Here is a 26,395-nt window from a genome sequence, read left to right as displayed (position 1 = left end):
ATTCTTCCACCAATCCTTCAGCCTACCAATCCAACTTTTTTTGGAATCAAGTTTGGCAAAATCGGCGGAGGGGCCGTCTGAATTAAATAAAATTGATAGACGGGTTACAAGGGCACCAAGGATGATTATGAATATTTCATGGTACTGGCAAAAAAACGCCAGCAAATATGGCCAGGAGAGGTGGCACTTGAGCCACAGGAAGTCATGCCCAAAGTATTGAGGGGGGATTTCACACAAGAAGAGCTGGAGCAAGAACTAAACCTATTGGGGCTTTGCACCCTTTCCCTGGGCAAGCTCAAGCTGGTGGCCGATATCCTTCATGTTGAGTCATGCGTAACCGATCATGAGCCTTTTGAATTTTAAGATACCCACAGCATCGCCGCCCTTTCCAGTGTAGCAAAAGACGCCATCAAGGTGATTGAGGAGCTGGCCGAACTTACCGGATATAGGCTTGAAGCATACCGGGCAGGACCGCCATAAGATCTTCCATTGCCGAATTCAAAAAAGCCGGGTACATCCACCGGAAGGTGGTCAGGAATAAAGCCGGGCAGATCACCGGGACGGAATATCATGTTTATGAATCCCCTGCACTGACAAAAGGAGTGGACAAATCGGACACCCCTTCCATGGAAGATAAGGCACCGGAACAGCCCCAGTAATAAATACTAATATACAACAAACACTAAGGGAAACGACTACTACCCCAGCCCCAGAACCAGAGCCAAAGGTGGAAGAACATTCGCCGCAGTCGTACCCCGCCACAGAGGATCTAAATTCTCTCTTGGATCTTGTACCGGAGCAGCACCGACAACCCATGGTACTTTCCCTTGTCAACAAAGCTGTGAAGGAATACACCGCCCTGGAGGTGCGGGAGGCCTTCACATATGCCACTGCCAATGTCAAAGGCGGGTGGATGCAGTACAAGGCATATCTGGACAAGACTTTGAAAAACCAGTGGGCCACCGGGTACCTGGAAACCATAAGCACCACTGCCCCTGCCGTTTTGTCTCCTGGGCGCTTTGCCGGGGGTATTCCTGCCGGGAGATATCCCAATGGCACTGTTACGGGCTCTGCCAGGATGGACAGTAATTATCAAGCTGCAGCTGAATTTCTGGCCAAAAGGAGGGGACGTCATGACCAGTGAAGATCTTGATAGATTTGCGGTACCATGGGAAAAGTAGATCACCATTTTTTGATGATCCCATCACCCGGCATCTGATGAATCATCGGTGGAGATATTACGCCTGGGCTGCCCATGTGAAGGAAGATGATTTGAAATGGTTGTACCGGGATTTTATCCGGGCTTACAAGGCACAGGTGGCCGGGGGCATGGCGGGGTGTTTCCCTGCTCGGTTGCCCCTGGAGGACCTTGCACAGAAAATTACCCGGGGCGAAGGACTGCAGCAGGGTTATAAACATTCCACCGGAAGACCTTGAAAAAATAATTCAGTCGGTTTGGTGCACCACCTGTGTGAAGCCCACCGGCATGGAGAACTATTCAGCAAGGCAAGTTGAGAATGGAATAATTTTCGATGGGCAGTGCAGCAGGTGCCAGGGGTTTGTCTCTCGATTTGTTGAGGTTGATGTAAATCAGGGCAGGTAAGATCAGGTGTTGGGGATTATTAAGGGAGTGCTGGTAGCCATACAAAGATGTTCTTGCTGTGGTGAGAAACATTCGGAACTTAAACTTTCGGATCGGACTTTTATTTGCCCGGCATGTTCATTCAAAATTGATAGAAATCTCAATGCCGCCAGAAATTTGGAAATGTATCCTGAATTAATGGCGGCATAACTAATATCATACCGTTGGTTCAACGGAATTTTAAGCCTGTGAAGAGGAAATGAGACCTAAGCAGTTAAATCGGGCACACTCGACGAAACAGGAATTTTTCATTGCTCGGACTCAAATGAGGGGCTTGGTCATAACGTCGGCCATTTTGTAATAAAATTTTAATGATAAAAATTAATGCCTGTAATTACAGAATTTTGCGGTTAATAAAATTTTATATCGCGTATAATGGCCCAGCTTATGATCAACGCCCAAATGAGTAAGGGTGAGTAAGAAAAAAGGAACAGGCAAAGAATGAATAATCTCATAATTGCAGTGGTTATCATTGCCGTGGTGGGCAGTATTGTTGCATCTGCCATATATGCCATAGTTCATACATGGAAAAATTAAACCGACCATTGGAGGCATATTTTTAGAAATCCCTTGACACTAAAAAATGGCATGTTCAAAACCCGAACTTCATTGCCTGGGCATAGGATAAGAGTCAGGGCACCCATTTTTTATCACATATTAACCGGCCAAAATAATTGTCGGCACCGGACAAGTTAGTTGTCGCACAATAAGTAGACAATGGACCAGCTTCTTTTTCCAGGGCTGGTTTGTTATGTTTTATTTCAGGATGATAAAGCTATTGACATGTTTGGGGTTGATCATAACGTGGGCCATCTTGTGATAAAATTTTAGCTGCAAAAGTTAATATCTATAATTACAGTGCTTTGCGGATAATAAAATTTTATTTCACCTATAGTGGCCCACCAGCTTATGACCAAGCCCACATGTTTTTTTGGTGGGGGTACGGATTTAAGGTCTGGAGGCTTTATCTCCAATAGGCTTTGATTTCCACCCCCACACGCATTCAACTTAACAATGCATTAAGTTTGATCTTGGATTAACGTCGTGCTCTGAGGAAAATCGAAGCGCAGCGTAGGTTTTTCCCTATTAGCACTTTGTTAGATTCATACATTTTCAAGCGACTCTTTGGTAGCGCCGATTACCCATTTTTTTGCGTTCCCTATTACCAAATTATTGATTACCCGCGCTTGATCCTCTTTGATGAATTCATGTTTAATATCCTTTTTTACTGAAGATAAAGCCAAGCATAATTGCCGGGATAACGGAATCAACGCGATATACTCATCACTATGGCTGATCAACTCTCTAACTTCAATAGGGCGATCTTTGACAATAAACGGATCATCGCAAAGCAAAAAATTTACTTCCAAAGAATGGAGAAATAGCCACCCCATCGAATAATGGATAAATTTGGCATTTTTTTGGGCATTTTCAATCATCTTTACAAGCGTTACATTACGAGATTCTGAAAATGAGATTTCCTCAAATTCACTTTCGTCATATAGGTCTATACCCATTTCTTGTGCTTTTTTTTTTGCATTTTCATCAGTTCTTGCATGCTTCAATATTTCTGTGATCAGTCTTTTTTCAAAGCCACTCTGAAATTCTTTAATAAAAATCGGATGTCTCGCAGATAAAAAACCCAAAAAAATTGATAAATTATACAAACAAACATTCGTTTTATCTGAGTTATCAGATATCAACTTCTCCATTTCCTTGGCGAAGGATCCATCGATGGTTGATAACATGGGATTTTCAATCAAAGTAGGAGAGTCTGCCATTTTTGCTGCCTCACCTGTCAGAGAGTAAAGAAAATTTTCTGAACAGAAGTTCCTCGGGCCAGCAGGTCCTAAAATCTTTGACTCTTTTTTATCAAGGTAATATAGGTTTTGCCCATCTAATGAGAAGAGCAGCTGATAAGACTTTGGAACATAATGATGATTCTTGGGATAGCTCATAACGGCAATGCTTTGTTAAGTGGTATCTCAATACTCTTTCTCAGTCTGTCGATATCTTTTTCAATTTGATCCAGAATAGCTACAAACTCATCATTAGTATTTTTCACAAGTTTCGCATATTCTGGATGTTGAGCGTCCCACACATTCATTAAATTTTCTTCTTCTGTATATGATTGCCCATGAGCCTCATATCCAGCTATATCTGCTGCCTTGAAATAGGCGACGGCCTTCTCATACCAAATCACGTATTTCTCAAATAGATCTTCACTAACATACAGTCGATTATTTTCAATGAGCTCCCTCGTCTTCCGTTGAAAATTCCAGAATTCGTCCGTAGGATCATCAATTTCTGAATATATACTTTCTATAGCGAACCTTCTAAACTGTACCGAGATTTTCAAGAGATCCGAGTAGAGTTCAATCTTCCTATTAAAGATAGACTCAAAAGTTGATTTGGAAATTTGGTGGAACTGATCTTTTTTCAGGATTTGTAGCCGAACATTAGCTTCAATCAGCTTAAGTGACTTTTCATGATTAGAACGCATTTCCTGCAGTTCTCCCTCAATCACCCCCTTTTCCCTCATAAGAATACGTTTTGACCATACCCTACCCAAAAAGGCAGACAGCCCAGTGACCAGTACACCAGCACCGCTCAAAGTAGTTAGTATGTTTTCTGTAAGGATTTCAGGAATGCTCAATAACTCCTCCTTTTAAATAACTTAACACGGTGGTGCAGCCGCCGTGAACAAGTTGTTGTGTTGGATATCATTCATAATTTATTATACAAACTGTATATTACACTTATTCACGGCGGCTCCGCCGCCGTGAATCGCGGTGCTGACTACGTCCAGCACCTTGTTCCGGCGCTCCGCGCCTGAACAAGGTACTGGACCGGACACCGCACACAGATCAACCAGACTCCGTCTGCTTGATCTGCGCACGGTGCCGGTCAGCACCGCGATTATCCAGATCCACATACCTGTTTTATATTAAAGCGATATACCAAGATTTGCAAATTATGTAAACCGACACCGAAAATCAACTTAATAATATATTAAGCCCTATCCCATAAACAGCAATGGCCAGGGGAGTTTCCACTCCACCTGGCCATTTTTTACTCAAATTTTAATTTGTGGATCAGCAATGAAGGTGCCCAAGGCAAAATATTTTTTTATTCACCAGAAAAATTCAAAAAACAAAATTATCAGATAACCTGTCCAGAATTCTCCGATAAGGTGTCCAACTACAACAAGTTTGTAGATGAAGCAGAAACCCAATTGAAATAAGGAAAAAAATCAAAATGACCGGAACCGGACCGGAAAACAAAAAAAGGGCCACAGAAAAATTTTCTGAGACCCTTTTAAAATATGGCACGCCTGGAGAGATTCGAACTCCCGACCTGCGGATTCGAAGTCCGATAACACACCCTTCACACACACTCACGCTCTATCACTAACCCTTTAATAAACCTTGACTTTATTCTCTTTGGGTCATAACATACTTTCACTATGATTCACTAAAAAACACCCTTTATCATTCTCAAAACTGGGAAAAAACTGGGATAGCCAGACAACCGGACACTTATCCGCACAAAAAAGGTTTTAACAAAATGGCATGGAAAAACCTCTCAACAGGAGTCAGATGTAAAGAGCACCCAACGAGAAAAAACGGGATTAAACCAGACCTGTATTTTTCAGTACGGTATCAGTTTGATGGAAAAATAATTGAATCCGGCCTGGGATGGTCCACAGACCCGGAGAGATGGACACAGCAAAAAGCCATTGCAGAACGTCAGACTCTCATTGATGATGCAAAGACTGGCAGAGGGGCCAAGACATACCGCCAGAGGATTCTTGAAAAAAAAGAGGCTGTGGAAGATGCGGAAAAACAAAAGCACGCTGTAGAAGATGCCCACCGGCTTGAGAACGTAACCATAGAAGAATATTTTAGAGAAACCTATTATCCGAGAATCCAACGTCAAAAAAAAGCCAAAACCCATCAGAGAGAAGAGGCTTTATTCCGGATCTGGATTAACCCCGCTTTTGGTGAAAAGCCATTCAAAGACGTCAGCAAGGCAGACGTTGAGGATTTATTCTATTTCATTGTGGATGCGGGAAAGACTATTAGAACAGCAGAATATGCGGTGACCACCTTAAAACAGATATGGCGTGATGCAAAGGAGGATGGATGTGCACCCCCCATGCCGACAGTTGCCAGGACCATGAAAAAAAGGATCAGCAAAAACGATAATGCCAGGGTCAGATATCTTTCACATGATGAGGCTGAACAACTTCTTGACGCCTTAAAACAAAAAAGTATCACCTTATATGAGCAAACTCTGATTTCTATTCATTGTGGGTTACGGTCTGGGGAGATATTAGGGTTGACCTGGGATCAGGTGGACCAGGCGCACGGGGTATTTAATCTCAAAAATACCAAAAGCGGCAAGGGCCGGGCGGTGATAATGACCAGCAAGGTTAAGGAAATTATAAACTCAAAAAAACAAGATAGACCGAATGATCTTATTTACCCGGGGAGAGGGGGAGTCGTGTCCACATCCACTTCATCCACATTTAAACGGGTTGCCAATGAACTCTTTAACGATGGTGTGACAGACCCACGGCAAAGGGTTGTGTTCCACACCTGCCGACATACGTGTGCAAGTTGGATGGTCATGCAGGGTGTTTCTCTGTATCTGGTTCAAAAGGTACTGGGACACTCCACTATCCAAGTCACAGAAAGATATTCACACCTTGCACCTGACCAGTTGCAACTTGCCGCCAATGCCATTGACCGGGCCGTTACTGAACACCGAGAAAAGAATGTAATTCCATTTAAGAAAAAAGCATAAAACGAACATTGCAGTAGTGATGGTGTAAATACTTTATAAATACAATTGGTTACAATCTTAACGGGGCTTGGCAAAATCTTTTGTCAAGCCTTTTTTTATGCTTTCTCAATCTCTTTTTTATATATACCGCTATTTACCCATCATTGAATTGCACGGATGAACCCAAGTGATATGTTTGGAAGCACTAAGAGGTTTCACGCAAAAACACACATATAGCAGGAGGTTCTTTCGATGAAAAAGCCCTTTGAAAAAGCAAAAACCACTGACGAAATTCCTGAAAACTTTAAAGCAAAAACCACTGACGAAATTCTTGAAAACTTTAGAGAAAAAATGGAAAAGGAATTCAAGCTCGGAATCCCTAGAAACAAGCTCCGTTATGCCACTGATGGATTTCTTAATGGTCGAACAATGGCAAATAGAGACTGTGAAGGGCGTGGGATTCCTGGGCGATTCAAAATTGGTCGCCAGATTGCCTACCCCGTTGACGGGACGGTGGAGTACCTGAGAACAATATTGACTGTGGCATAAAAAGAGGTGCCCGAAAGCCGAGGTATGGCAAACGGGCAAGGAGTGGGCTGAAACTGATGTACGATCAAAACAGCAACTTTTGTTTAAATATTCAAGACATTATACGCGATTTGCAAGCAGAAGGGCAACGCCATGGTATTAACATTCCTGGCGATCTTATCCCTGGCAAAATAACAAGGTTTGGCCCAAAGAAAAAACACTGGTGTGTATTTCATCAAAATCAAAATGGCACCGCCGGGGCATCATTCGGGGATTGGAGCACCGGATTTAAATCAACATGGTTTAGTGGTGGTGGCTCCAATGGCTCTGGGATGTCCCCAGAAGATCAGGCAAAAATTCAGCTACACCTTGAGCAGGTACGCCAGCAAGCCGACCTTGAACGGGCAGAGGCACAACGCCAAGCCGCCATGGATGCCAAAGAGTGGTATGACAAAACCCTACCTGCAACAACACATCCATATCTGGATAAAAAACAAATCCAATCCCATAACGCCAATATTAGCGATGACGGAACCGTCCTCTTAATCCCTGCATGGGATATCAACGGCAATTTCGCAACCCTTCAAAAAATATTCCTTGATGCAGATGGCGTAATGCAAAAGAGATATTACACCGACGGGAAGGCCAAAGAGGTTTTTAACGTCCTGGGCAATGTCCAGAACTCTGATATCACTTATCTGGTGGAAGGCTTTGCCACTGGTGCCACCGTGCATGAGTGTACTGACAAAGCAGTTGTGGTGTGTTTTACCGCCAGTAACCTTATGGATGTGGCTGCATACTTTCAAGAACAATTCCCTGATAAAAAGTTTGTCATCGCCGCAGATAATGACATTGAAACAGAACAAAAAACCGGGAAAAACCCGGGCAGATTAGCAGCACAAGCCGTCTCTGAAAAATTGGGTATCGGTGTTGCTCATTGTACCGTTAACTCTGATTTCAATGACTTGTCCTGCCTACATGGGCCAAAAGCCGTCAGGAATATTTTACAATGTGTTGTGGGTGAAAAAGAGAAGATCAAAGTGGAAAGCATGACACTCCATGAGTTGATGGCTCTTAACCCGCAAGTTATCTCCTTGATTTATGGATTAATCAATAAGAGTGAGGGGCTTCTACTCCATGCCAAAGGTGGCCTGGGTAAATCCATGCTTGCCTTATGGATTGCAATTTGCGCAGCCATGGCCAGCCCCGAACCGTTGTTCGGATCATTCCCACCGAAGAGGCGTATCACGTCTATGTTTATCCAGACGGAGAACAGCGGGGCCACCATTAACGCCAGGATTAGAAAGATGGTGGGCAATGATTCAGATATGATTGAAGCTCTGAAATATATTTCCATGCCCGTCCTTCACAAAGACATACTCTCTATTGGATGCCCATTTTCAGATGGAGATTTTCAACAATGGCTTATGGCAGTAATTAAACATGCTGGCAAGGCCATGGGGCAACCCATTGATATCGTCTGGATTGATCCCTTAATATCCTTTGCAGCAGGTGATGAGAACGACTCCGCAAAAATGCGGCATGAACTTGACTGTTTAAATGATATTTGCCGGAAGTGTGGTGTTACTCCTGTAGTTATCCATCATGACAATAGAAATGGAGATTACCGAGGGTCAAGTGCCATATTCGATTGGTGCCGGTCAATGATTGGCCTTAAAGCTGAGTTCATAGGCTCAGATCGCATTACCGATATCCAAGGGAGTGAAGTCACCCACCGCACCGCATCAGTCCCATGTATTAGAGTTACCCATGAAAAAGCCAATAACATGAAAAAGTTCAACCCTTTTCTCCTTCGTATGGATCAGGCTCTTAATTTTCAAACAGTAGAAGAGGCTATTTCACCGGAGCAGATGGAACAGGGCCGATTGATCCAGCAAGCCATTACCGACCTGGGTGATGATGTTGTATCCAGAATTGATTTGATCAATACCTATATAAATCTGTCAGGAGTGTCAAAGGCTACCGCCAGGAGACATATCAAGACCGCCACAGATAGCACATTTATATCCATGACATCCACCATTAAAAACGGGAAACAGGCTTATGAATACGCAATATGCAATTAACTATATTGTATTAAATAGGGTGAGTCACGGCCTTTTAGTGGGTCAAGTGGGTCATGGGTGGGTCACTGCTATGATGACCCACCAAAAAGAAACATTAAAACAATGGCTTATAAAAACCGCGAGGTGGGTCATCCACAGTATGCAATGACCCACCTTTAGAGCCAGTGTTTACGGGGTGGGTCAGTGGGTCATTACTATATATAGAGTGAGTGACCCACCCTTTAGGTGGTGCCTTCACTCATTGAGTATGGATAGAAAATCAATCAATCAAAGGAATATATAAAATGGCCGAAAAAAGAATAATGGATATCGAATCAATCAAAAATCCGGATCTTAATGTTAGCAGCCGGAAAGATGTCCACAAGGAGCAGGTGGAGCTCAAAAACTTTATCGCGCTCCTGGATCTTTTTGATTTAAGTCAATTCCTGGATTCAATCTTTTATGACTCTGGATGTGATTGCGCATTTTACACATTTCGGTCATTGCCACCCTGCATTGATGAATTGAAGGTGAAGGCCACCGTTGACCAATTGGCAGATATCGCACTGACTCAATATGAGGATTCCCGGGGATTTATTGGCCATGGCGCATTGATGGATATAGAGGATAAAGAGGATAAAGAAGATGGGAACAATTGTTTTTTTAGCAGCATTGGTGGGAACAAGCTTGATTTGGTGGATAGGAGACTGGCTTATCCGGCATTTGGGATAAAGAAAACCCGGTCAGGTGTGGGGCCTGCCCGGGTAGATCAAGAAAACAATTTTATTTAAAGTAACAAGGAATTTGAAAAATGGCAACCGCAACAAAAGAAATGGCAATCTATGAAGGTCTTCAACCTTCAACTATTACCGAACTTGAACAGATCGCTGATGAAATTAGATATCTGAGCCGCAAAACTGCCGAGATCACATATCGAGCCGGGCAAATAATGGCCAGGGCACGGGATATTTACCGGCATCAGGGTGGAGGGTTCAGGGAATGGCTGAGGATTGAGCTTAATGGTTCAAAATCCAAGGCCTATAAATTGATCAAGTTCTATGAGAAATCGAATGATCAGCTTTCAAGTGTCCCACCGGTAGGACACTTAGAAGCCCTGGGGGATGTCCCACAAAAAACCCTTTTTGCTCTTTCCAAAGATTTGACCCCTGATGACGTTGTGCAGGAAGCTATTGAAAAAATTCAGGCCGGGGAAGTTGTGACTTCCACCACCATTAAGGAAATGGTGAAGGCCCAGAATGAAAAAGACCTCAACTGCTTGAAAGAATCCATTGAGCTTAGGGTTTGCAAACTCATCGTTGAAGCAGGCAGAGACGTTATTGATATTTATGAAAGCTATGATGAATCTGTTTTTATTGAATGGGCGGCGATTGCTGCATGTTTGGATGGACCCACCGCAACTAGCAGCATGAATGCTTACTCCACATTCAAAGATGCGGGGGATGAGGATTTAAAGGGTATGAGTATTGATCAACTTCACAGTAAATATATCAAATCTTTTCCTGAGTTTGATTTTCCCCTTGGCGATATAGAAAGCCCTGAACCATGCAATTATTCAAAGATAGGATTGAGTGACAGGGAGGTTATGAGGTTAAATTTTACCGGCGGCGGCATTAGGTGTCTTGGAATGTTGGCACTACTTGACATTGGGAAGGACGTTTTGAAAGTAAAGCAGATCACCGGGAAAAAGGGTCTTGCCCCCTGGATGAAACTTGCCTTGGGATGGAATAAAAGGAAAATTGATTTTGTCACCGACCTTGTATCCAAAAATGCCAAAGTCATTTTGAATAGTAAGGATTATTATCCAGAGGATTAAACCCATATTCCCGGTCAGGAACTGCGAACTCTCGACCGGGGCCAAGACATGGAAGTTCAGAGGGGAAAATAATGGAATTCAAACTCAAAAGCAATTTATTTTTGAAGGGCGCAAAGGTTGAAACTGAACGAAAGCTGATATCTCTGCTTACCCTGCCGAACCCAACATATCACCAAGCCGAGAAGCTGGGCAAGTGGACGGGAAACCTTGACCGGATAATTAGATTTTTTACCAAAATGCCAGGTGGGGGCCTGATGATCCCCCGGGGATTTGCGGAACCAGCTTACCGGGTCTGCCAGGAACATGGGGAGGATATCCAAATCACTGATAACCGCCTTGAGCTGGAACCTGTGGAATTTGATTTCACCGGAAAATTGAGACCATTTCAGGAGACAGGTATTCAAACCATGTTGACCCGAAGTGATGGAATTATGGTCTTCCCCACCGGGGGCGGTAAGACCGTTGCCATGTTGTCACTCATTACCAGACGCAGGCAACCCACCCTTGTGATTGTGGATAAAAAAGAGCTGGTTTACCAATGGCGGGACCGGGCCGTTCAATTCCTGGGCATGGATCCGGAAGAAATAGGAATCATTGGTGGGGGGATCTTTCAAATAAAAAACCGGTTAACCATCGGAACCATCCAGACGATTACCAAACGGCTTGATGATATCAAAGAGCTCTTCGGATTCATTGTTGTGGATGAATGTCACAAGGCTGGGGCTCAGTCATTCCGGGAGACCATCGGCAAGCTTCCTGCCCGATACATTGCCGGGTGCACTGCAACACCTTTCCGGGATGACGGGTTGACCGCTGCAATATCCTTTTATCTGGGCCAGGTGCGGTACTCCATTGGAAAGGATGAATTGTTGGATCATGGATATTTGTGTGAAGCGAAGTATCAGCAGATTTCCACAGACTTTTTTACCATGATGGATGCCAGTGCGCAATACACCAAGGTCATGGGGCAGCTGGTAGCGGATACCCCCCGAAACCGCCTTATCTGCCAGACCATAGCAGACACCGCCATTGATGGCCTTTCCTTAATATTGAGCGGACGGGTAGATCACTGCCAGGCATTAAAGGATATGCTTGAAGACCACGGCATTGAAGCGGTTGTACTCACCGGCAAGACTCCGAAAAAGGAGCGTAAACAAATATTCGATCGGATTGCCAGGGGAAATATCACCCACATCATAAGCACCACCGCCCTTTTAAAGGAAGGGTTTGATCTGCCGGTATTACAGAACCTTTATCTTGCTTATCCAGTGAAATGGAAGGGTTCAGTCATCCAGATGATAGGCCGGATATTAAGGCCGGCACCTGGAAAGGATACCGCCCTGATTTATGATTTTATTGATCCTGCCGTTGGTGTCCTGGGGAACTCCGCCAGGATTAGGGCTGGGGTTTACCGGAACGAGGGAATCAAAGCCGCATAGTAGCGGCAAGGGAATGGAAAAATGAGTAAAAACAGTGAAAAATCAACGTCTTTGAGGGGTAAAAAACTGAAAGCCCTGGAGGCACTTATCTCTTGTGACACTTTGGGAAATGCTTGTGAACAAGCAGGTATCGGACGAACTACCATGAACCGTTACCTCAATGAGCCGGTATTTGAGGATGAATTACGCAAAGCAAAGCGACGGATGGTGGGCCGGGCCATGCTTAGGCTTCAACAAGTTACGGGTGATGCAGCAAGGGCATTGGCGGAGATTTGCCGAGACAAGGATGCCCCACCCTCTGCCCGGGTTGCGGCCGCAAAGGAAATCTTGTCATCCAGCTTAAAGGCTATTGAGATTGAAGATTTGGAACTTAGGATTGGGCAACTTGAAAAAATTATCGGGGAGGATGGGCGATGAAGGCGGAAACGAGAGTAAAGAAATTAGAAGCAAGGGCCGGAGCTGCCGAGGAACAGGAGCCGTTTGACGAGATTTTTAAAACCTTTGGCGTTCCCGAAGAGCAATGGGAAGGGTTGGAACGGCAATTAAGGAGGGAGGGCTTTCGCAGTCAGAAACAGTTTGTTGAGTGGTTGCTGAATGAGGTGGATGGAGCCACTAGGGGGCTACCAAAGGCAAGGACCGATTTGGATGGGTAACAGCAAACAGTCGCGGGGGATGTATCCCCGTAAAATTCATAATAAATAAGGAAAGCAAAATGAGTAATCGAAAACACACACCGGAAGAGAATGCAGCAAAAAGCCAGGCAAAAACAATATTTTTTCGCCTTGGTCAAAATTTTAAGAGTGTTATAATCAACGGCATTAAAATCACCAATTGCGCTGGAAGTCTCAAAACCGATTGGCAGATTGAAGAAGAAAAACGCCGGATTGAAGCAGAAGAAACAGCCCGTAAGAAAAGACTCGCGGAGAAGGCGTTAGGGGCGCTATCAGGATTTGACGTGGACCTCCTTGAACTTGTAGATGGTATCGTCCTGGAGAATCAAGGCGGGAAGCTGGCAGTTGTTGACACCGAATAGGGGTTATGAGCGCCTGGGTTATCCTGGGCGCTTCTTTTTGAGGGATTCATTTAATGTCTGATATGCCGAGCGCAAACAATCATGGCCGTATGGCTCATATTCTCCCCTTTTGCTTATTAGCGATCGGGATACTGGATCAGTGTTGTGTTGACTTGATCAAAAGAAATGACCCAGTGGGTTGCCATGCTTGGCTGAGTGGTTCCAGGCCGTCAAGGGTTTCCTTTAAAACGTGTCACCATTTTATTCATATAACTCTATCTGGGCAGGGGCACGGGGACCTTTGCGGGGATTTCTTAGGCCTTGCCATTAAGAAAAACCCAAAGGAGGCACGGGTTTTCTTGTCACGGGTTCGGACTCGGATTTTGTTTTGAACGAATTAATATATCAAGGAACAAATGAACTGCCCATATTGCAATAACTCAAAATCCAAAGTAGTACACACCGCGTCATGGTTGGAGAATGAAGTTTTTAGGGTGAGGGTTTGCTGTAACTGTGGTCGGGTCTTTAAAACCATAGAGCAGGTAGACCCCGAGACGGAAAGCATTATTGCAGAGAAGGAACGAAACGAAGAAAAGGGCATTGTTGGTGCTGCCGGACACAAACCCCTTGAGAGCCTTAGAAAAACCCATATTTGAAAAGGAGCCAGATAAATGAAGCAGACCCGTGAAGAGATCCAACAAAAAGATTACTGAGGGGCAAAGACCAGGGCCGGGACGTCCTGCAAGAGAAAAGATCTTTATCAAAATGGCCGGTGCCGTCTACATGGTGGGTGGAGTACCGGGCCGATAACGCCGGAAGGAAAGGCCAAGTCTGCATTGAATGGATTCAAAAAGATACGGACCCCATGAAGTGCTAAGAAATGTTAAGGTCTTTGGGTGGGGTCAAAGGAGAGGAATAAATCTTTTCAGGTCGTAGTAAAGAATTCTCTGGGGCTCGTTTTCGTCTTCATCCCACAAAGGTGCAAATTCATTTTTATAGTAAAATGGCAAGGCCTCTTGATATGCATCCACAGTAATGTATCTGCAACCGGTCCTATTACTGGTTAAAAACAAGGCTTTGATCATGTTTAAAAGAGATGTGCCTATTTCCTGCCCTTGGAACTTGGTGGAAACCCCTAACCGCCCTATTTTAACCGCAGGGAATGAAGAATAATTTCTTTTGGGGTATGGAATCCCTTTTTTCAAAGATTTGCCAAAATCCTTTTTACTGCCTTTGCGCTCTTCTCTTGTTATTTCAACTCGGTCATTTAGCAAAGACACCAAAGCCACAGGATAGAAAATATCACTATCTGTGGCTTCTTTGGGTTGAAAATAATATGTGGTCGCTAATAGCTGTTCATGATGCGGGTATGCATCTATTTGAAAAAATTCGTTAAGGTCATCATTCCCACAATCAAAACAAACGATTTCCCAACTTCTGAAATCGTCTTTAGTCATTGCTGGTATCAGCGAAAATTTGTCGTTATGAAGCTCGTTTCTTTTTTTTGATTGCATGTGCCATGATAGATTTTATTGTAGCGTCAATGTTCGGTGTGCTTATAGGCCGTGATTTTTTCCCAAGATTTTTGGTAACGCTTTCTAAAAACCTATCAGATGATCTTGCATCCAAACGAGGGGTTGGTGCAATTGGTCGTGCCATGGTCAACCTCCTTTGATAAGTTTGTATTGTTCATAATAATAATGCCAAAGCCAACTTTTGGCAATGGCACATTCAAGCTATTATATGACCGAGGCCCACCAAATTGTCAATAATTTCTTTTTTCACTTAACTTCACATAGCTTCATGTTGGCACTGTTCCCAGTAAATTCCATGGGGTGTTACATTTTGATAAATTCGTTGACATGTTTTTGGGGTGGGCGTATGAGATTATTAAAAATGTTATTAATTTTTTACAAAAAAAGGATTGATTGATTATGGAGACACCAGAAAAAAAATTAGCCCGCAAAGTTATGACAAGAGATGGATACTGGAGTATGAAGGGTTGCCTCATTGATGCTATAATATGTGTTGCTCCTAAAGAAGGTTACAATGATATAGACAATTTAGATGATAAACATACACCTATAAATGCTGTGCGGGTACTTGCTTCTTTATGTTGTCACGGATTGTCTAAAGTTGAAGGAATATCGAAAAGCATAAATATTGAGATCGACAAAGTGTCCGCTTGTTTAGGTTCTCTATGTGAATTCGAATTTGCAGAAGAATGTGGGCAAAATTATCAAACCGAGTATCAAGCGACTCCAAAAGGGGTTAGAATTATTCATGAAATTGGTATTGAGACTCTAAAGATGGATTTTTATCGAATGGGTGGTGATTTACATTCAGCTGAAAAGCTTTTTAATGAACTTGATATCCCCCGTCCTATATTTAAATTCTAAATAGTTGGTATCTGTACTTAGAAAGTACTTAAAAAACAACCTCAAATTTCAACATACATTTTTGTAAATTGGGGCAAGTTGATTCAAATTCCCCTTGACACAAACCCACCACCAAGCTATGAATAATTCACCCTCTGCAAAATCAGGGGGGACGGTTTGGAAGCCGGAAACCCAAAGACGCGGAAAGCGTCTACATTTTTATGTGAACGCTTTTTTTATTTCATGCGTCCTTATAGGGCAGCATGGGGGAGGCCTTAGGGCCTGCCGGTTTCTTTGGGCCGGTCTTCCAACCTTCATGTTGCCCTTTTTGTTTTTGGAAGGACCGAAAGGGCTTAATTCTACCAAAGGAGCCTTATCATGAAAAATCACGCCACAAATCCCACCACATTATCCGTACCGAACAAAACCCCACAGTGCTTTGACCTGGAAAAACACATATTACCCGATGGGACCACAGAATACCGTCACCCCTGGGCACACCACAAGGTCAATGTTAAAACTCAATCCCTGTCATTCATGATGAAGGCATCCATTGAGAGGTTCAAGGTTATGCTGGATATCTTGTCAGATGATGAATACGAAAAGTTTGGGGCTCCATTTATGGCCATGATTCGGGACAGCAGCTCCACCATAGATGAAGCCATTCATTGCATTGAGAAAAGCGTTGGTGAAATTCAGGTATCTGTCATTGAACGCCACCAGTTCCCATATAAAGCTGGTGCAGTGGTGAACGCCAAGCTTGTCGTGAATAAGGGGGAAGCATGTCAATAAAAACCCCTGAACGCTCACAACTACGATTACAGATCCTCATCAACTTCATGAAGAAACAGGAAACCGACTTGAATAAAGAATTGGCGATGTCACCAGAGGTTTACCAGGGTATGGTTGAAATGTTGACCAAGGCCAAGGATGATTATGAACATTTGATGTTTCTGGCAAAAAAACGCCAACAAGTATGGCCGGGCCTTGTGGCTCTTGATCCACAGGAAGTCATGCCCAAAATATTGAGGGGGCTTTAAAATGATTATCAGAAAAGAATTGAAAGGCAATTATACCCGGATTCCAAATGAATTTTTGCAAGATGAAACCATCTCAGATAAAGCCCGGGGGACACTTGCCCGGCTGTTATCGAGGCCGGACACCTGGAACGTCAATGTCAATCATCTGGTAAAGACCGGCAAGGATGGCCACACCGCTTTAAGATCCTCTTTAACCGAGCTGGTGGAGGCCGGGTATCTTCACAAAGAGGTGACCAGGGGGGAATGTGGCAGGATCACCGGGACCCGGTATGTTGTCTTTGATCATCGGGTGGACCCTGCCGCCACTGAGAGTGTTTTAGATATCGCAAAATGCGATGTCACAAAAGGCACGAAAAATTCTGGTGTCACAATCTGTGATCTCAAATCCAAAGACATCCTCTCCGGGGGCTGCTCAGATGTGAGCAGCGGGGAAGTATCAAAGGTTGCCTCAAATTCAAGGCAACTTATTATACAGGAAGGGGATGCCACCCCAAAACTGGGGGCACCGATGGAGAAAAGCAGCCAGGCTAAAACCCAGACCAGGGATACCCACGCCAATAATGATGACCGCATGCGGAAAACCCACATACGGGAATCCGAGGACGTAATAACTAATAAGGGTATTAACAATCCAAAGGGAGAAACGACTACTGCCCCGGATCCAGAGCCAAAGGTGGAAGTTGTGGAGCCGCCGTCGTCGTATCCAGCCACAGAAGATATAAATTCTCTTTGGGACCTCATCCCTGAACAGCACCAGCAACCCATGGTGAAGGCCCTTGTCAACAAATCCGCAAAGGAATACAGCCCCCTGGAGGTGCGGGAGGCCATTGCTTATGCCACCGCCAACGTGAAAGGCGGGTGGATGCAGTACAAGGCATACCTGGATAAGACTTTGAAAAACCAGTGGGCCGCCGGGTACCTGGAAACCATGAAAAGTCAACCCACCACCACTGCCATGTTATCACCTGGGGGCTTTGCAGGTGCTATTCCTGCCGGGAGATATCCCAATGGGACTGTCACGGGCTGTAAACGGATGGATTCAAATTACATGGCCGCAGCACAATTCTTGACCGAGATGGGGGTGGAGGCATGAAAAAACAAGATCTCAAACAATTCACGGAAATTATGATGGCCATTGCAGATAATTACCCCGGTACGTCCTTCACCAGCAACGGTTTGAAACTCCGGTTTACTGCATTGAAAGAATATTCCATTGACCAGGTGGAAGGAGCAGCGGTCAAGCTTATCCAGACTCACAGATTCAACACCATGCCCACCACTGCTGATATTATCAACGCCATGGGTGGTGGCCAGGGGGATAAGGCAGAGATCGAGGCCGGGAAAGTCCTGGAGCATCTTCACCGGTATGGAGCCCGGGTCAATCCATCTTTTAATGATCCTGTCACCAGACATTTGATGAGTACCAGGTGGAAGTGGTACGCCTGGGCATCACGGGTGCAGGAATCGGAATTGAAATGGTGGACCCGGGACTTTGTCCGGGCTTATAAGGCACAGGTTGCCGGGACCGTGGAGGGGTGTTTTCCTTCCCGGTTACCACTGGGGGATCTTGCCCGGGGCATTACCCGTGGGCTCACACACCAGCCGGGTTAAGAATATTTTAACCGCCCTGGATTCCTTCATTCCCTGGGGGGGATTTTTTGCATCCCCGTTGCAATAAGTCAAACCCCTGGGGGTTTTCCCTACGAAGATGTTTTGTACCTGCCAGGGGAAAGGGTGTCGCTTATGGCTACCTCTGGAATATTCAGATTTTAAATCCAAAAAAGAAAGGAAAGGGAGTCGTCTGTGGCTACTCCCTTGAATCAACGGGCTGAAAATTCAGCCGGTCAACTGGTGGCTCAGTTTTGAGCCGTCAAAAAGATAACACGAAAAATCGGGGCATCTTATCCCGGAATCACTCCCCAAATTTGGGGAGATGTGGTAGACACCTGCTCAAATTTGAGCAGATCTTATTTGAATGCCGGGGAGTCTTAAACCTTGGTTGACCTTTGGGCCCTAAAGGTCTGATGCACCAAAACGGGGTGTCAGGTTTCCCCGTGATGACCTCAGTAAATCTTAGGTCGTGGCCACCGCTCAAAGTTGAGCAGTCAAAAGCACTATCTACATTTGTGCAGTGGAGAGGACGGTTAAAAGCCGTTGGCCAAAAAAGGAATCCTGGGCAAAGGGTATGCTATGGCAGCACCCCCTTTTTAACTTGCCGATATTAAAGCCGACCTTCCATCCAGTAACGGCTATTACCAGCATTGTGCAAAAAAAGCACATACTCAAAGATAGCCGTATTTTCCCAGGCATCGAGCAATACCTGATACGGGTTTTCCCAGTGCCAGGCTAAGGGTTCGGAGCAAGACTCCATTCCCTTTGGATACAGTTACCTATGTAGGACTGCCCCAAAACGGGGCACGGGGCAGTCAGCCAAAATGGCTGAGTCCTACAAAGGTATCACTAAGGGGTACGCATTAAAAGCGCACCCCTTGAATTGGGTGGGGCACCGGGCAGGCTGAAAAGACTTGTTCGTCTTATCCCCCAGACAAAGGAGCACATCAAGGGGGATCTGAAATGGACACCCCTTTACCTGGAACATGGATCTCTCATCACCGGACACCGGACCCAGTAAGCCATGGGATAGATAGCAGCCAAGTTAAAGTCTTCTTTCTCCTGCCGGGTGCCTACCCTGGACAGCTGCCCGCCAACGGACCTTGGATCATTGCCACCCTGGAGCCGGTAAACCCTTCCTGTAAAAAACCTACGAAAACCCCACATTCTCAAACACGGGCATGATTCCTTTAACCGGTCTGTTGTCAGATAAATATTTATCCATAGCCTGGTTAAACTTTGGACACTGATGGTGGATCATCCAAGGTCCGGAATAGTTTTCCACCCCTTTTATCTTCCCTGGTAAACCATCACCGCCAGGTGCAAAGAATCCTTTGATAGAATGATGTCTATGGAAACGGGTATGGATTGTTGGCCAATGACTGAAAGGTTGTGATTCGGAATCGTGGGGGGTGGAGGAGAGGCAACCAAGGGCCATGCTAAAAAAATATAATCGGTCAGGTGGGGGATAATGGGTGTTTTTGTTCACAATAATTCACTCACCATCATTTTTAAAACTGGGAATAAAATGGGAATTTTTGCCCCAAATCAAAAAAGGGGTCACAGCTGATTTGCTGTAACCCCTTGATTTTTATGGCACGCCTGGAGAGATTCGAACTCCCGACCTGCGGATTCGAAGTCCGACGCTCTATCCAGCTGAGCTACAGGCGCATAATAGCAATTCAAAATTGCATATTTTTTTAATGGGGTGAGTGAAGGGGCTCGAACCCTCGACATCCAGGACCACAACCTAGCGCTCTGCCAACTGAGCTACACCCACCACAATCAAACCAGGACTTTATATCAGCCCATCACACAAATTGCAATCTTTTTTTTAACATCCACCCCATTTTTTTCCATTGCCAAACGCCGCCAAAAGGAATAGGTAAAAACAACAGCCTCCAGGGCCAACCGAAAAAAGAAACAGGCAAGTTCATTCACCCATAACCCCTCTAAGCAAAACGGCACCCAATGACATTAAAAGGTTTTGGATTCATCATCATCAGCGCCCTGTTCCATGTATTGTGGAACAGCGTATTAAAAACATGCAGAGATAAAACCAGTGCCGTTTTTTTAATGATGTGCGTCACAGTTACTGGAATGGGCATTTATATTTTCCAATTTCATGACACCGCATCTTTATTCATTTCATCCACCATGTACACCGCCTTTGCCGCAGGATTTTTCTTTTTTCTTTACCAATACTTTGTGGCGCTCTCCCTGGAAAAAGGGGATCTCACCCTGGTCTATCCCCTCACAGTGACCGGGCCGGTGTACATTATCTTCTGGAGTTACCTTCTCCTCAACGAATCCATCTCCCTGGCCGGAGCCACAGGCATTGCCCTGATAATTTACGGTGCCATAAGCATACAAAGGGGCACTCTTATCATCCGACCCCGATTTAAACGTCCCCCCCAAAAAAACAACGCCCCAGTTTTAACTGCGCTTGCAGCCTCATTTTTCTACTCCTTTGGGGCAGTGGCGGACAAATTGGGGGTCATGACCGGAGATATTTTCGTTTACACCTTTCATCTCTCTTTTTATATGTTGATATTCCATGTGGTGCGGGTGATATGGCAACACCAGACACCCCGGGTGATTGCCGAGATGAAATACAATCCCAAAAGCATTCTTCTGGGCGGCATCATCATGCTCCTGTCTTTCATCAGCTTTCGTATGGGTCTGCAGGAGGCCCAGGCAAGCTACGCATCTGCCCTTCGCCAGGTGAGCACCCTGTTTGGTATCTGCATTGGCTTTTTATTTTTTAAAGAACAGGTGGGGCTGAACCGAATCCTGAGCTCCATACTCATCGTGGCCGGGGCCATTCTCATCAAAATCGGCTGAAATTTTACCAGGACCAGAGAAAAGCTCAGAAAATGTCCCCGTCATCCCCAGGGGACAGCAATTGCTCAAAACCAAAATTACTCCCCAAAATTCATATTGACCCTTGTTTCAAGTTTGTTTATTATTTTTCGGATATTATCTACTCCGATGTTTTTTTAACATCGGCTCACCTTGATAAAGGATAAAAAAACAGACATGAGCGGTTTCCCAATCTTTATAGTACGATTGATCCTTGGCATGGCCTTTGGTATTTTACTCACACGAATTTTCCGCCCGGAATGGAGCATCTTCCAGGGAATTGCCCTGGGTGGGGGCCTTGTGGCAGGTGCATACCTTATGCAGCTGATGCGACAACGAAACTCAAAAAAATAGAGGGGATGATACAGTGGACCAGATCATATTGGGAACCGCAGGCCACATTGACCATGGCAAGACCAGCCTCATCAGAGCGTTAACCGGCATTGAAACCGACCGACTCAAGGAAGAAAAAAAACGGGGCATCACCATTGAGCTTGGATTTGCCTCCATTCCCCTGGAAAGTGGTGAAGTGGTGGGCATTGTGGATGTTCCCGGCCATGAAAAATTTGTAAAAAATATGGTGGCCGGGGCCAGTGGCATTGACATTGTATCCATGGCCATTGCCGCCGATGAAGGAGTGATGCCCCAGACCCGGGAGCACATGGAAATATGCACCCTCATGGGGATCAAGCACGGCTTCATTGCCATGACCAAAATTGACCTGGTGGATGAAGACTTGATGGAACTTGCCATGGAGGATATTTTGGAGTTCACCCAGGGCACCTTTCTGGAGGATGCCCCCATCATTCAGGTGTCTTCCACCACAGGGGAAGGACTTGAGGATTTTAAGAAGACCCTCAATGAGCTGTGCCACAAAATCCCCCCCCGGACCCCGTCCCCCATTTTTCGACTTCCCGTGGACCGGGTTTTTTCCATGAAGGGCTTTGGCACAGTGATCACCGGCACCCTGGCATCGGGAAAAACCAATGTGGGGGACAATATAATGATTTTTCCCTCCCGCATCACCTCCAAGGTTCGGGGCATCCAGGTCCATGGCAACAGCGTGGATACAGTGACGGCAGGCTCCCGCACCGCCATAAACTTCCAGGGACTGGACAGGGAAACCATTGACCGGGGAGACATTCTCTCCACCCCGGACACTCTGCACCCCAGCTACATGGTGGATGCTGAAATCCTTTTTCTTTCCAGCAATGCCAAACCGGCCAAACCCCGGACCCGGGTGCGGTTCCATTCCGGTACCAGCGAAGTGTTCGGGTACATGGTGCTCCTGGATCGAGCAGAGCTCACCCCCGGTGACACTGCCTGTGTGCAGATTCGCCTGGAAACCCCGGTGTGTCTCATGAAAGGAGACCGATTCGTCATCAGAAGTTACTCCCCCATTAAAACCATTGGCGGCGGCCAAATCCTCAACCCCGTTGCCAGAAAGCATAAACTTTCCGACACCCAGGCCATAGAAGGCCTTGCCTGCCTCATGGAAGAAGATCATGAGGCCATCCTCTCCTACTTTGCAGAACAGGGTAAATTTTCCGGTGTCTCCTTTGCAGATTTAAGGATCATGACCAGTATACCGGATAAAAAACTGGGAAATATTCTGCAAAAAATGCTGGCCAACCGCCGCCTTATCCAGACCGATAAAGAGCAGCGAATCTACGTCCATGGTGCCCTGTTTGACACCATTGCCCAGGAGGTCATCGACCGCCTTGGTGCATATCATAAAGACAACCCTTTAAAGGAGGGAATGCCCAGCCAGGAACTGAAATCCAAATTCCGGGCCTTCAATGACAAAGATTCCAAACTGTTTCCCCTGGTCATTGCACGGCTTACCAAGGAAAACAAAGTGATCCAGGACAAGGGGACCATCCGCCTTTCTCAACATGAGGTGGCTTTGCAGGTGGATGAAAAAGAGGTCAGGGAAAAAATTCTGAAAATTTATCAAAAATCAGGACTTACCCCGCCCTTTTTCCGCACCATCTGCCAGGATCTGGAGGTGGACCAAAAAGTTGCAAGGGATGTGCTTCAGATGCTCATTGATGAAAAAAGCATTGTTAAAACCAAGGATGATCTTTACTTTGATGCAAAGGCCATCAAAGATATTGAAACAAAACTTGTGACATTTCTGCAAAAATCCGGTGAAATCACCACCCCCCAGTTCAAGGATATGGCAGGTGTTTCCCGCAAGTACATCATCCCCCTGATTGAATACTTTGACACCATCAATCTCACCATCCGCGTGGGGGATACCCGACAACTTCGGAAAAAAAGTTAACTAAAAGAAGTTGCCGCAACAAGGCTGGGCGACTCTTTTGTAACACAAGGTAAAAACAGCTCAAATCTATTTAAGGAGAAAAAATGGACGAGAAAAAAAACAAAATCATTCTATGGGCCTACCTGGGCGTGATGTTTGTCTTCATCCTTGTGGTCACCTTTGTCGGTGATGATGCCCCACATTCCCCTGCTGCAACAGATACACACAATGAAGTTGCCATGGAAACCCATGCAGCTTCGAAAGGCACTGTGGAGGCTGCCGCAGAAGAGAAACACCATGCAAAAGCAGGTGTCCAGGCAAATGAAACAGAAGTGCTCCCGGCCCAGGAGCAGGAAGATGTTGCAAAGGATGCTTCCCATGCGGCCACCACCGGGGACACAGCAGCAATAGAAACACAAGAGGCACATGCCGTGGCAGATACGGCCCATGAAGGGAAAGATCCCTTTGAAGGCAAACCGTCACCGGATGAAGCCATCTCTCTCCTGAAAAAAGGCAATCAGCGATTTGTCCATGGTGAATCAGCCCACCCCCACATGAACCTTGCAAGGCTCCTCCAGGCAGGCTCGGAAAACCAGGGGGACCACGCCTATGCCACGGTGATTACCTGCTCTGACTCACGGGTGCCTGTGGAGGCAATCTTTGACGCTGGCATCATGGATATTTTTGTTATCCGCGTGGCAGGCAATGTGTGTGATGTGGATGAAAGGGGCTCCATTGAATATGGTCTTGCCCATGTGAACACCCCGGTGCTGGTGGTGCTGGGTCACACCCAATGTGGTGCGGTGACGGCTGTTACCCAGGCGGTTCTGGGTCATGGTCATGCCCTGGAACGCAATATCCCGGCCCTGGTGGACAATATTATCCCGGCGGTTAAAAAAGCCATGGCTGATCATCCTGAGATCCAAGGGGAAGATATTATTCCCATGGCCATTGAAGAAAATATCTGGACCGGCATTGAAGAGTTGTTCATGGAAAGCCCGGCCACCCGGAACCTGGTTGCCGCAGGCAAGGTCACGGTGGTGGGTGCTGTCTATGATGTGGGGGAAGGCACCATTAAATGGCTGCCCCAGGAAAAATCCATGGAAATCCTGAAAAAAGTGGAAGAAAACCCAGATAAAGCCGTCATTGAATAACTTAATCGTCCAACACCAAAGCAACATTTTCACAAACAATGCCCCCCTGGTGTATGATTAACTCATGGGGTCAGGTCTGTATCAAAAGACAATAAAGCAGGCCTGACCCCATTTAACCACACCGATGTTTCATACAATTTTTTCCACAAACCACTCCACCACCGTATCCAGATAGACCATCCCCCCAAGATTAAGGGAAAATCTTCCCTGGGAAATCCCGCCCCATCCCAGTTCTTCCACCCGGCCAGGCACAGCCTGGAACTGTTGCTCAAAGGGTTGTCCTGCAATTTGTTCAAATGCCGAAATATCAAGTCCTTCAAAGGTTCTCAGTCCCAGCATCACCCTTTCCATGAGAACCTGTTCCCGGGTGAGAAATTCCTGTTCCAGGACAGGCAGCTCGGCCTTTTCAAGGTGATGGATATATTTGATGACATCCCGGTGATTCCAGAAACGTGTTGTCCCATCAAAGGAGTGGGCTGCCGGCCCAAACCCTGTGTAGGGCACACCAGACCAATATTTCTTATTATGACGGGATTGGCAGCTCTTTTTTTTTGCAAAATTGGACACTTCATAATGATCATACCCAAGTTGCCCTGCATAACGGGAGGTAAACGTAAAAAGATCGGCCACTTTTTCATCTTCCAGGGGTATCACCCCACCGGCCCTGCGGGTATTATCAAGGGGGGTATCAGGCTCATATGTGAGCATATAGCAAGAGAGATGCTCCGGCAAAAAGGAAAAGGCCGTATCCATGTCTTTGCGCCATTGCTCCGGCATTTCATGGGGAACCCCAAACATAAGATCAAGGCCGATGTTTTCAAAGCCTGCCCGGCGGGCATCTTCCAGGGCCTTGACTGCGTCTTCAGAATTATGAATTCGACCGAGGAATTTAAGTTTTTCATCCCCAAAGGACTGCACCCCGATGTTAAGCCGATTGACACCCAGGGAATACACATCCGCAAGATATGTGCCCCCCACAGTGCCGGGGTTCACCTCCATTGTCACCTCCAGCAACGGAGAAACAGGGGCAAAATCATGGATACCGGATAAAATGCGCTCCATCTGCCGGGCGGTGAGCACCGAGGGAGTTCCCCCACCAAAATAGATGGTGTCAATGCAACGATCCTTAAAAGAGCGCAGCTTCATCTCCTTCAACAATGCAGCAACAAAGCTGTTTGTCAGGGTTAGATCACTTGTGGAATAGAAATCACAATAGGCGCATTTTTTAACACAAAAGGGCACATGGACATACAATCCGTGGGGTTCAGACAAGACACTTCCTTTTTCTGAATTTTTTTAACAACATTTCACAGCAATTCTAATTATGGGCTCATATGTGTTGGAATCAAAAAGATGACTGTTTCATCAATGTGATTTCATCATGATTTACACATCATTTGCCCATTGCTCAAGCAATATGAGCACCTTAATTGCCCATAAAAAGACAATTTTGCGTCAAATCCTTTGACATGAAACAATGGCTGATTTATTCTCTTTTCTCACATTTTTTGTAAATATTCCGCTGGCACCCCATCATCATTTATTTTGGCTTGCTCACATAATATGCCACGCAGTCCCAATTAAGCGAATATGGCGCACCGGCCAAACCGTTACATTGATGAGCCGAATATTTACTATTTTTTAAATGCCGAAATTTCCATTTTTCAAAAGCTTTCTTAGATTCTTATCTCTTATTTTCGTGTTGTTTTGGCAAAAGAATTATGTAGACTACTCATAACTATTTGCCAATTCAGGGATTATCACCATTGATTTTA

30 protein-coding genes, 2 tRNA genes and 1 pseudogene are annotated in these 26,395 nt (G+C 45.5%); 26 read left to right on the top strand and 7 right to left on the bottom strand.

Annotated features, from left to right (window positions below; translation table 11 throughout):
- The first annotated feature begins 138 nt into the window (after positions 1-138).
- The 5 genes from B9A32_RS09585 to B9A32_RS22525 all read left to right on the top strand — a co-directional run bounded on the left by B9A32_RS09585 (position 139) and on the right by B9A32_RS22525 (position 1,792).
- Complete coding sequence (locus B9A32_RS09585) at positions 139-363, top strand: hypothetical protein (protein WP_084068803.1); 225 nt, start codon at positions 139-141, stop codon at positions 361-363.
- 164 nt (positions 364-527) lie between these two features.
- Positions 528-659, top strand: coding sequence for a hypothetical protein (locus tag B9A32_RS22345; RefSeq protein WP_269749013.1), 132 nt, complete (start codon positions 528-530; stop codon positions 657-659).
- Between the two features lie 122 nt (positions 660-781).
- Positions 782-1,144 (top strand): hypothetical protein, encoded by a 363-nt coding sequence (locus tag B9A32_RS09575; protein ID WP_139795778.1) that lies wholly within the window; start codon positions 782-784, stop codon positions 1,142-1,144.
- On the top strand, positions 1,141-1,437 hold the full coding sequence (locus tag B9A32_RS09570) for a hypothetical protein (RefSeq protein WP_084068795.1): 297 nt from the start codon (positions 1,141-1,143) through the stop codon (positions 1,435-1,437). The genes B9A32_RS09575 and B9A32_RS09570 overlap by 4 nt, the downstream gene beginning before the upstream one ends.
- Positions 1,438-1,609: 172 nt before the next feature.
- The gene (locus tag B9A32_RS22525; protein ID WP_084068793.1) at positions 1,610-1,792 is read left to right on the top strand and encodes a zinc ribbon domain-containing protein; all 183 of its coding nucleotides are present in this window, start codon (positions 1,610-1,612) and stop codon (positions 1,790-1,792) included.
- Positions 1,793-2,745: 953 nt separating this feature from the next.
- Here the strand turns inward: B9A32_RS22525 and B9A32_RS09560 are convergent.
- Positions 2,746-3,600 (bottom strand): DUF4238 domain-containing protein, encoded by an 855-nt coding sequence (locus tag B9A32_RS09560; protein WP_084068791.1) that lies wholly within the window; start codon positions 3,598-3,600, stop codon positions 2,746-2,748.
- Positions 3,597-4,298 carry a hypothetical protein gene (locus tag B9A32_RS09555; RefSeq protein ID WP_084068789.1) on the bottom strand — a complete coding sequence of 234 codons (702 nt, stop codon included), beginning with the start codon at positions 4,296-4,298 and terminating at the stop codon, positions 3,597-3,599. Before B9A32_RS09555 ends, B9A32_RS09560 begins: the two co-directional genes overlap by 4 nt.
- 911 nt (positions 4,299-5,209) lie before the next feature.
- On the opposite strand from B9A32_RS09555, the gene B9A32_RS09545 reads away from it, so the two are divergent.
- The 11 genes and pseudogenes from B9A32_RS09545 to B9A32_RS22520 all read left to right on the top strand — a co-directional run.
- A complete protein-coding gene (locus B9A32_RS09545; RefSeq protein ID WP_084068787.1) occupies positions 5,210-6,451 on the top strand; it encodes a tyrosine-type recombinase/integrase in 1,242 nt (413 codons plus the stop codon).
- A gap of 231 nt (positions 6,452-6,682) precedes the next feature.
- Entirely contained in the window at positions 6,683-6,979 is a 297-nt protein-coding gene (locus B9A32_RS09540; protein WP_084068785.1) for a hypothetical protein, read from the top strand.
- Between the two features lie 56 nt (positions 6,980-7,035).
- Positions 7,036-9,045 carry an AAA family ATPase gene (locus tag B9A32_RS09535; RefSeq protein ID WP_084068783.1) on the top strand — a complete coding sequence of 670 codons (2,010 nt, stop codon included), beginning with the start codon at positions 7,036-7,038 and terminating at the stop codon, positions 9,043-9,045.
- 302 nt (positions 9,046-9,347) lie between these two features.
- Entirely contained in the window at positions 9,348-9,815 is a 468-nt protein-coding gene (locus tag B9A32_RS09530; protein ID WP_212637882.1) for a hypothetical protein, read from the top strand.
- 20 nt (positions 9,816-9,835) lie between these two features.
- Positions 9,836-10,858: a hypothetical protein gene (locus B9A32_RS09525; protein WP_084068775.1), complete on the top strand. Its 1,023-nt coding sequence runs from the start codon at positions 9,836-9,838 to the stop codon at positions 10,856-10,858.
- Between the two features lie 254 nt (positions 10,859-11,112).
- The gene (locus B9A32_RS09520) at positions 11,113-12,297 is read left to right on the top strand and encodes a DEAD/DEAH box helicase (protein ID WP_170923780.1); all 1,185 of its coding nucleotides are present in this window, start codon (positions 11,113-11,115) and stop codon (positions 12,295-12,297) included.
- Between the two features lie 21 nt (positions 12,298-12,318).
- Entirely contained in the window at positions 12,319-12,714 is a 396-nt protein-coding gene (locus B9A32_RS09515) for a hypothetical protein (RefSeq protein ID WP_084068771.1), read from the top strand.
- On the top strand, positions 12,711-12,950 hold the full coding sequence (locus B9A32_RS09510) for a hypothetical protein (protein ID WP_084068769.1): 240 nt from the start codon (positions 12,711-12,713) through the stop codon (positions 12,948-12,950). Before B9A32_RS09515 ends, B9A32_RS09510 begins: the two co-directional genes overlap by 4 nt.
- Before the next feature lie 59 nt (positions 12,951-13,009).
- A complete protein-coding gene (locus B9A32_RS09505; protein WP_084068766.1) occupies positions 13,010-13,330 on the top strand; it encodes a hypothetical protein in 321 nt (106 codons plus the stop codon).
- 395 nt (positions 13,331-13,725) lie between these two features.
- Entirely contained in the window at positions 13,726-13,965 is a 240-nt protein-coding gene (locus tag B9A32_RS22590) for an NrdR family transcriptional regulator (RefSeq protein WP_084068764.1), read from the top strand.
- A 69-nt stretch (positions 13,966-14,034) separates the two neighbouring features.
- Positions 14,035-14,178, top strand: a pseudogene (locus B9A32_RS22520) (HGGxSTG domain-containing protein); the annotation flags it as partial.
- Between the two features lie 33 nt (positions 14,179-14,211).
- Here B9A32_RS22520 and B9A32_RS09490 read toward each other — a convergent pair.
- Together B9A32_RS09490 and B9A32_RS21350 are read right to left on the bottom strand one after the other, a co-directional pair.
- Positions 14,212-14,823: a GNAT family N-acetyltransferase gene (locus B9A32_RS09490; protein ID WP_084068762.1), complete on the bottom strand. Its 612-nt coding sequence runs from the start codon at positions 14,821-14,823 to the stop codon at positions 14,212-14,214.
- Positions 14,792-14,968 carry a hypothetical protein gene (locus B9A32_RS21350; protein WP_170923778.1) on the bottom strand — a complete coding sequence of 59 codons (177 nt, stop codon included), beginning with the start codon at positions 14,966-14,968 and terminating at the stop codon, positions 14,792-14,794. The genes B9A32_RS09490 and B9A32_RS21350 overlap by 32 nt, the downstream gene beginning before the upstream one ends.
- 275 nt (positions 14,969-15,243) lie before the next feature.
- Here B9A32_RS21350 and B9A32_RS09485 point away from each other — a divergent pair, with 275 nt between their 5' ends.
- From B9A32_RS09485 to B9A32_RS21670, 6 genes are all read left to right on the top strand, one after another.
- Positions 15,244-15,708, top strand: coding sequence for a hypothetical protein (locus tag B9A32_RS09485; RefSeq protein ID WP_084068759.1), 465 nt, complete (start codon positions 15,244-15,246; stop codon positions 15,706-15,708).
- Between the two features lie 357 nt (positions 15,709-16,065).
- Positions 16,066-16,479: a hypothetical protein gene (locus tag B9A32_RS09480; RefSeq protein WP_084068756.1), complete on the top strand. Its 414-nt coding sequence runs from the start codon at positions 16,066-16,068 to the stop codon at positions 16,477-16,479.
- Positions 16,470-16,727, top strand: a complete 258-nt coding sequence (locus B9A32_RS09475) for a hypothetical protein (RefSeq protein ID WP_084068754.1) — start codon at positions 16,470-16,472, stop codon at positions 16,725-16,727. The genes B9A32_RS09480 and B9A32_RS09475 overlap by 10 nt, the downstream gene beginning before the upstream one ends.
- A 1-nt stretch (position 16,728) precedes the next feature.
- Entirely contained in the window at positions 16,729-17,820 is a 1,092-nt protein-coding gene (locus tag B9A32_RS09470) for a hypothetical protein (RefSeq protein ID WP_084068751.1), read from the top strand.
- On the top strand, positions 17,817-18,338 hold the full coding sequence (locus B9A32_RS09465) for a hypothetical protein (protein WP_084068748.1): 522 nt from the start codon (positions 17,817-17,819) through the stop codon (positions 18,336-18,338). Before B9A32_RS09470 ends, B9A32_RS09465 begins: the two co-directional genes overlap by 4 nt.
- Before the next feature lie 883 nt (positions 18,339-19,221).
- Entirely contained in the window at positions 19,222-19,359 is a 138-nt protein-coding gene (locus B9A32_RS21670) for a hypothetical protein (RefSeq protein ID WP_212637881.1), read from the top strand.
- 573 nt (positions 19,360-19,932) lie between these two features.
- On the opposite strand, the gene B9A32_RS09460 is transcribed toward B9A32_RS21670, so the two are convergent.
- Positions 19,933-20,009, bottom strand: a tRNA-Arg gene (locus B9A32_RS09460).
- 33 nt (positions 20,010-20,042) lie between these two features.
- Positions 20,043-20,118 (bottom strand) — tRNA-His (locus tag B9A32_RS09455).
- 191 nt (positions 20,119-20,309) lie between these two features.
- Here B9A32_RS09455 and B9A32_RS09450 point away from each other — a divergent pair.
- The 4 genes from B9A32_RS09450 to B9A32_RS09440 all read left to right on the top strand — a co-directional run bounded on the left by B9A32_RS09450 (position 20,310) and on the right by B9A32_RS09440 (position 24,620).
- On the top strand, positions 20,310-21,182 hold the full coding sequence (locus B9A32_RS09450) for a DMT family transporter (RefSeq protein WP_084068745.1): 873 nt from the start codon (positions 20,310-20,312) through the stop codon (positions 21,180-21,182).
- A 195-nt stretch (positions 21,183-21,377) separates the two neighbouring features.
- Positions 21,378-21,554, top strand: coding sequence for a hypothetical protein (locus B9A32_RS21345; protein ID WP_170923777.1), 177 nt, complete (start codon positions 21,378-21,380; stop codon positions 21,552-21,554).
- 13 nt (positions 21,555-21,567) lie between these two features.
- Positions 21,568-23,487, top strand: coding sequence for a selenocysteine-specific translation elongation factor (selB, locus tag B9A32_RS09445; protein WP_084068744.1), 1,920 nt, complete (start codon positions 21,568-21,570; stop codon positions 23,485-23,487).
- Positions 23,488-23,570: 83 nt separating this feature from the next.
- A complete protein-coding gene (locus B9A32_RS09440; protein WP_232367110.1) occupies positions 23,571-24,620 on the top strand; it encodes a carbonic anhydrase in 1,050 nt (349 codons plus the stop codon).
- Positions 24,621-24,749: 129 nt separating this feature from the next.
- Here B9A32_RS09440 and hemW read toward each other — a convergent pair whose 3' ends face one another.
- Complete coding sequence (gene hemW / locus B9A32_RS09435; RefSeq protein WP_084068741.1) at positions 24,750-25,892, bottom strand: radical SAM family heme chaperone HemW; 1,143 nt, start codon at positions 25,890-25,892, stop codon at positions 24,750-24,752.
- Between the last annotated feature and the right edge of the window lie 503 nt (positions 25,893-26,395).

It is taken from the genome of Desulfocicer vacuolatum DSM 3385 (genome assembly GCF_900176365.1).
GTDB classification, from domain to species: domain Bacteria; phylum Desulfobacterota; class Desulfobacteria; order Desulfobacterales; family Desulfobacteraceae; genus Desulfocicer; species Desulfocicer vacuolatum.
This window is presented reverse-complemented; position numbering and strand designations above follow the sequence as displayed.

Excerpts from the sequence above, each read along its gene's own strand:
- B9A32_RS09485 (WP_084068759.1), top strand. The coding sequence starts at position 15,244 with ATGGAGACACCAGAAAAAAAATTAGCCCGCAAAGTTATGACAAGAGAT.
- B9A32_RS09505 (WP_084068766.1), top strand. The coding sequence starts at position 13,010 with ATGAGTAATCGAAAACACACACCGGAAGAGAATGCAGCAAAAAGCCAG.
- B9A32_RS09560 (WP_084068791.1), bottom strand. The coding sequence starts at position 3,600 with ATGAGCTATCCCAAGAATCATCATTATGTTCCAAAGTCTTATCAGCTG.
- B9A32_RS09465 (WP_084068748.1), top strand. The coding sequence starts at position 17,817 with ATGAAAAAACAAGATCTCAAACAATTCACGGAAATTATGATGGCCATT.
- B9A32_RS09480 (WP_084068756.1), top strand. The coding sequence starts at position 16,066 with ATGAAAAATCACGCCACAAATCCCACCACATTATCCGTACCGAACAAA.
- B9A32_RS09540 (WP_084068785.1), top strand. The coding sequence starts at position 6,683 with ATGAAAAAGCCCTTTGAAAAAGCAAAAACCACTGACGAAATTCCTGAA.
- B9A32_RS09520 (WP_170923780.1), top strand. The coding sequence starts at position 11,113 with ATGATCCCCCGGGGATTTGCGGAACCAGCTTACCGGGTCTGCCAGGAA.
- B9A32_RS09450 (WP_084068745.1), top strand. The coding sequence starts at position 20,310 with ATGACATTAAAAGGTTTTGGATTCATCATCATCAGCGCCCTGTTCCAT.
- B9A32_RS09440 (WP_232367110.1), top strand. The coding sequence starts at position 23,571 with ATGGACGAGAAAAAAAACAAAATCATTCTATGGGCCTACCTGGGCGTG.
- B9A32_RS09525 (WP_084068775.1), top strand. The coding sequence starts at position 9,836 with ATGGCAACCGCAACAAAAGAAATGGCAATCTATGAAGGTCTTCAACCT.
- B9A32_RS21350 (WP_170923778.1), bottom strand. The coding sequence starts at position 14,968 with ATGGCACGACCAATTGCACCAACCCCTCGTTTGGATGCAAGATCATCT.
- B9A32_RS09585 (WP_084068803.1), top strand. The coding sequence starts at position 139 with ATGGTACTGGCAAAAAAACGCCAGCAAATATGGCCAGGAGAGGTGGCA.
- B9A32_RS09515 (WP_084068771.1), top strand. The coding sequence starts at position 12,319 with ATGAGTAAAAACAGTGAAAAATCAACGTCTTTGAGGGGTAAAAAACTG.
- B9A32_RS09475 (WP_084068754.1), top strand. The coding sequence starts at position 16,470 with ATGTCAATAAAAACCCCTGAACGCTCACAACTACGATTACAGATCCTC.
- B9A32_RS21345 (WP_170923777.1), top strand. The coding sequence starts at position 21,378 with ATGAGCGGTTTCCCAATCTTTATAGTACGATTGATCCTTGGCATGGCC.
- B9A32_RS22590 (WP_084068764.1), top strand. The coding sequence starts at position 13,726 with ATGAACTGCCCATATTGCAATAACTCAAAATCCAAAGTAGTACACACC.
- B9A32_RS09535 (WP_084068783.1), top strand. The coding sequence starts at position 7,036 with ATGTACGATCAAAACAGCAACTTTTGTTTAAATATTCAAGACATTATA.
- B9A32_RS09470 (WP_084068751.1), top strand. The coding sequence starts at position 16,729 with ATGATTATCAGAAAAGAATTGAAAGGCAATTATACCCGGATTCCAAAT.
- B9A32_RS09530 (WP_212637882.1), top strand. The coding sequence starts at position 9,348 with ATGGATATCGAATCAATCAAAAATCCGGATCTTAATGTTAGCAGCCGG.
- B9A32_RS09545 (WP_084068787.1), top strand. The coding sequence starts at position 5,210 with ATGGCATGGAAAAACCTCTCAACAGGAGTCAGATGTAAAGAGCACCCA.
- B9A32_RS09490 (WP_084068762.1), bottom strand. The coding sequence starts at position 14,823 with ATGCAATCAAAAAAAAGAAACGAGCTTCATAACGACAAATTTTCGCTG.
- B9A32_RS09510 (WP_084068769.1), top strand. The coding sequence starts at position 12,711 with ATGAAGGCGGAAACGAGAGTAAAGAAATTAGAAGCAAGGGCCGGAGCT.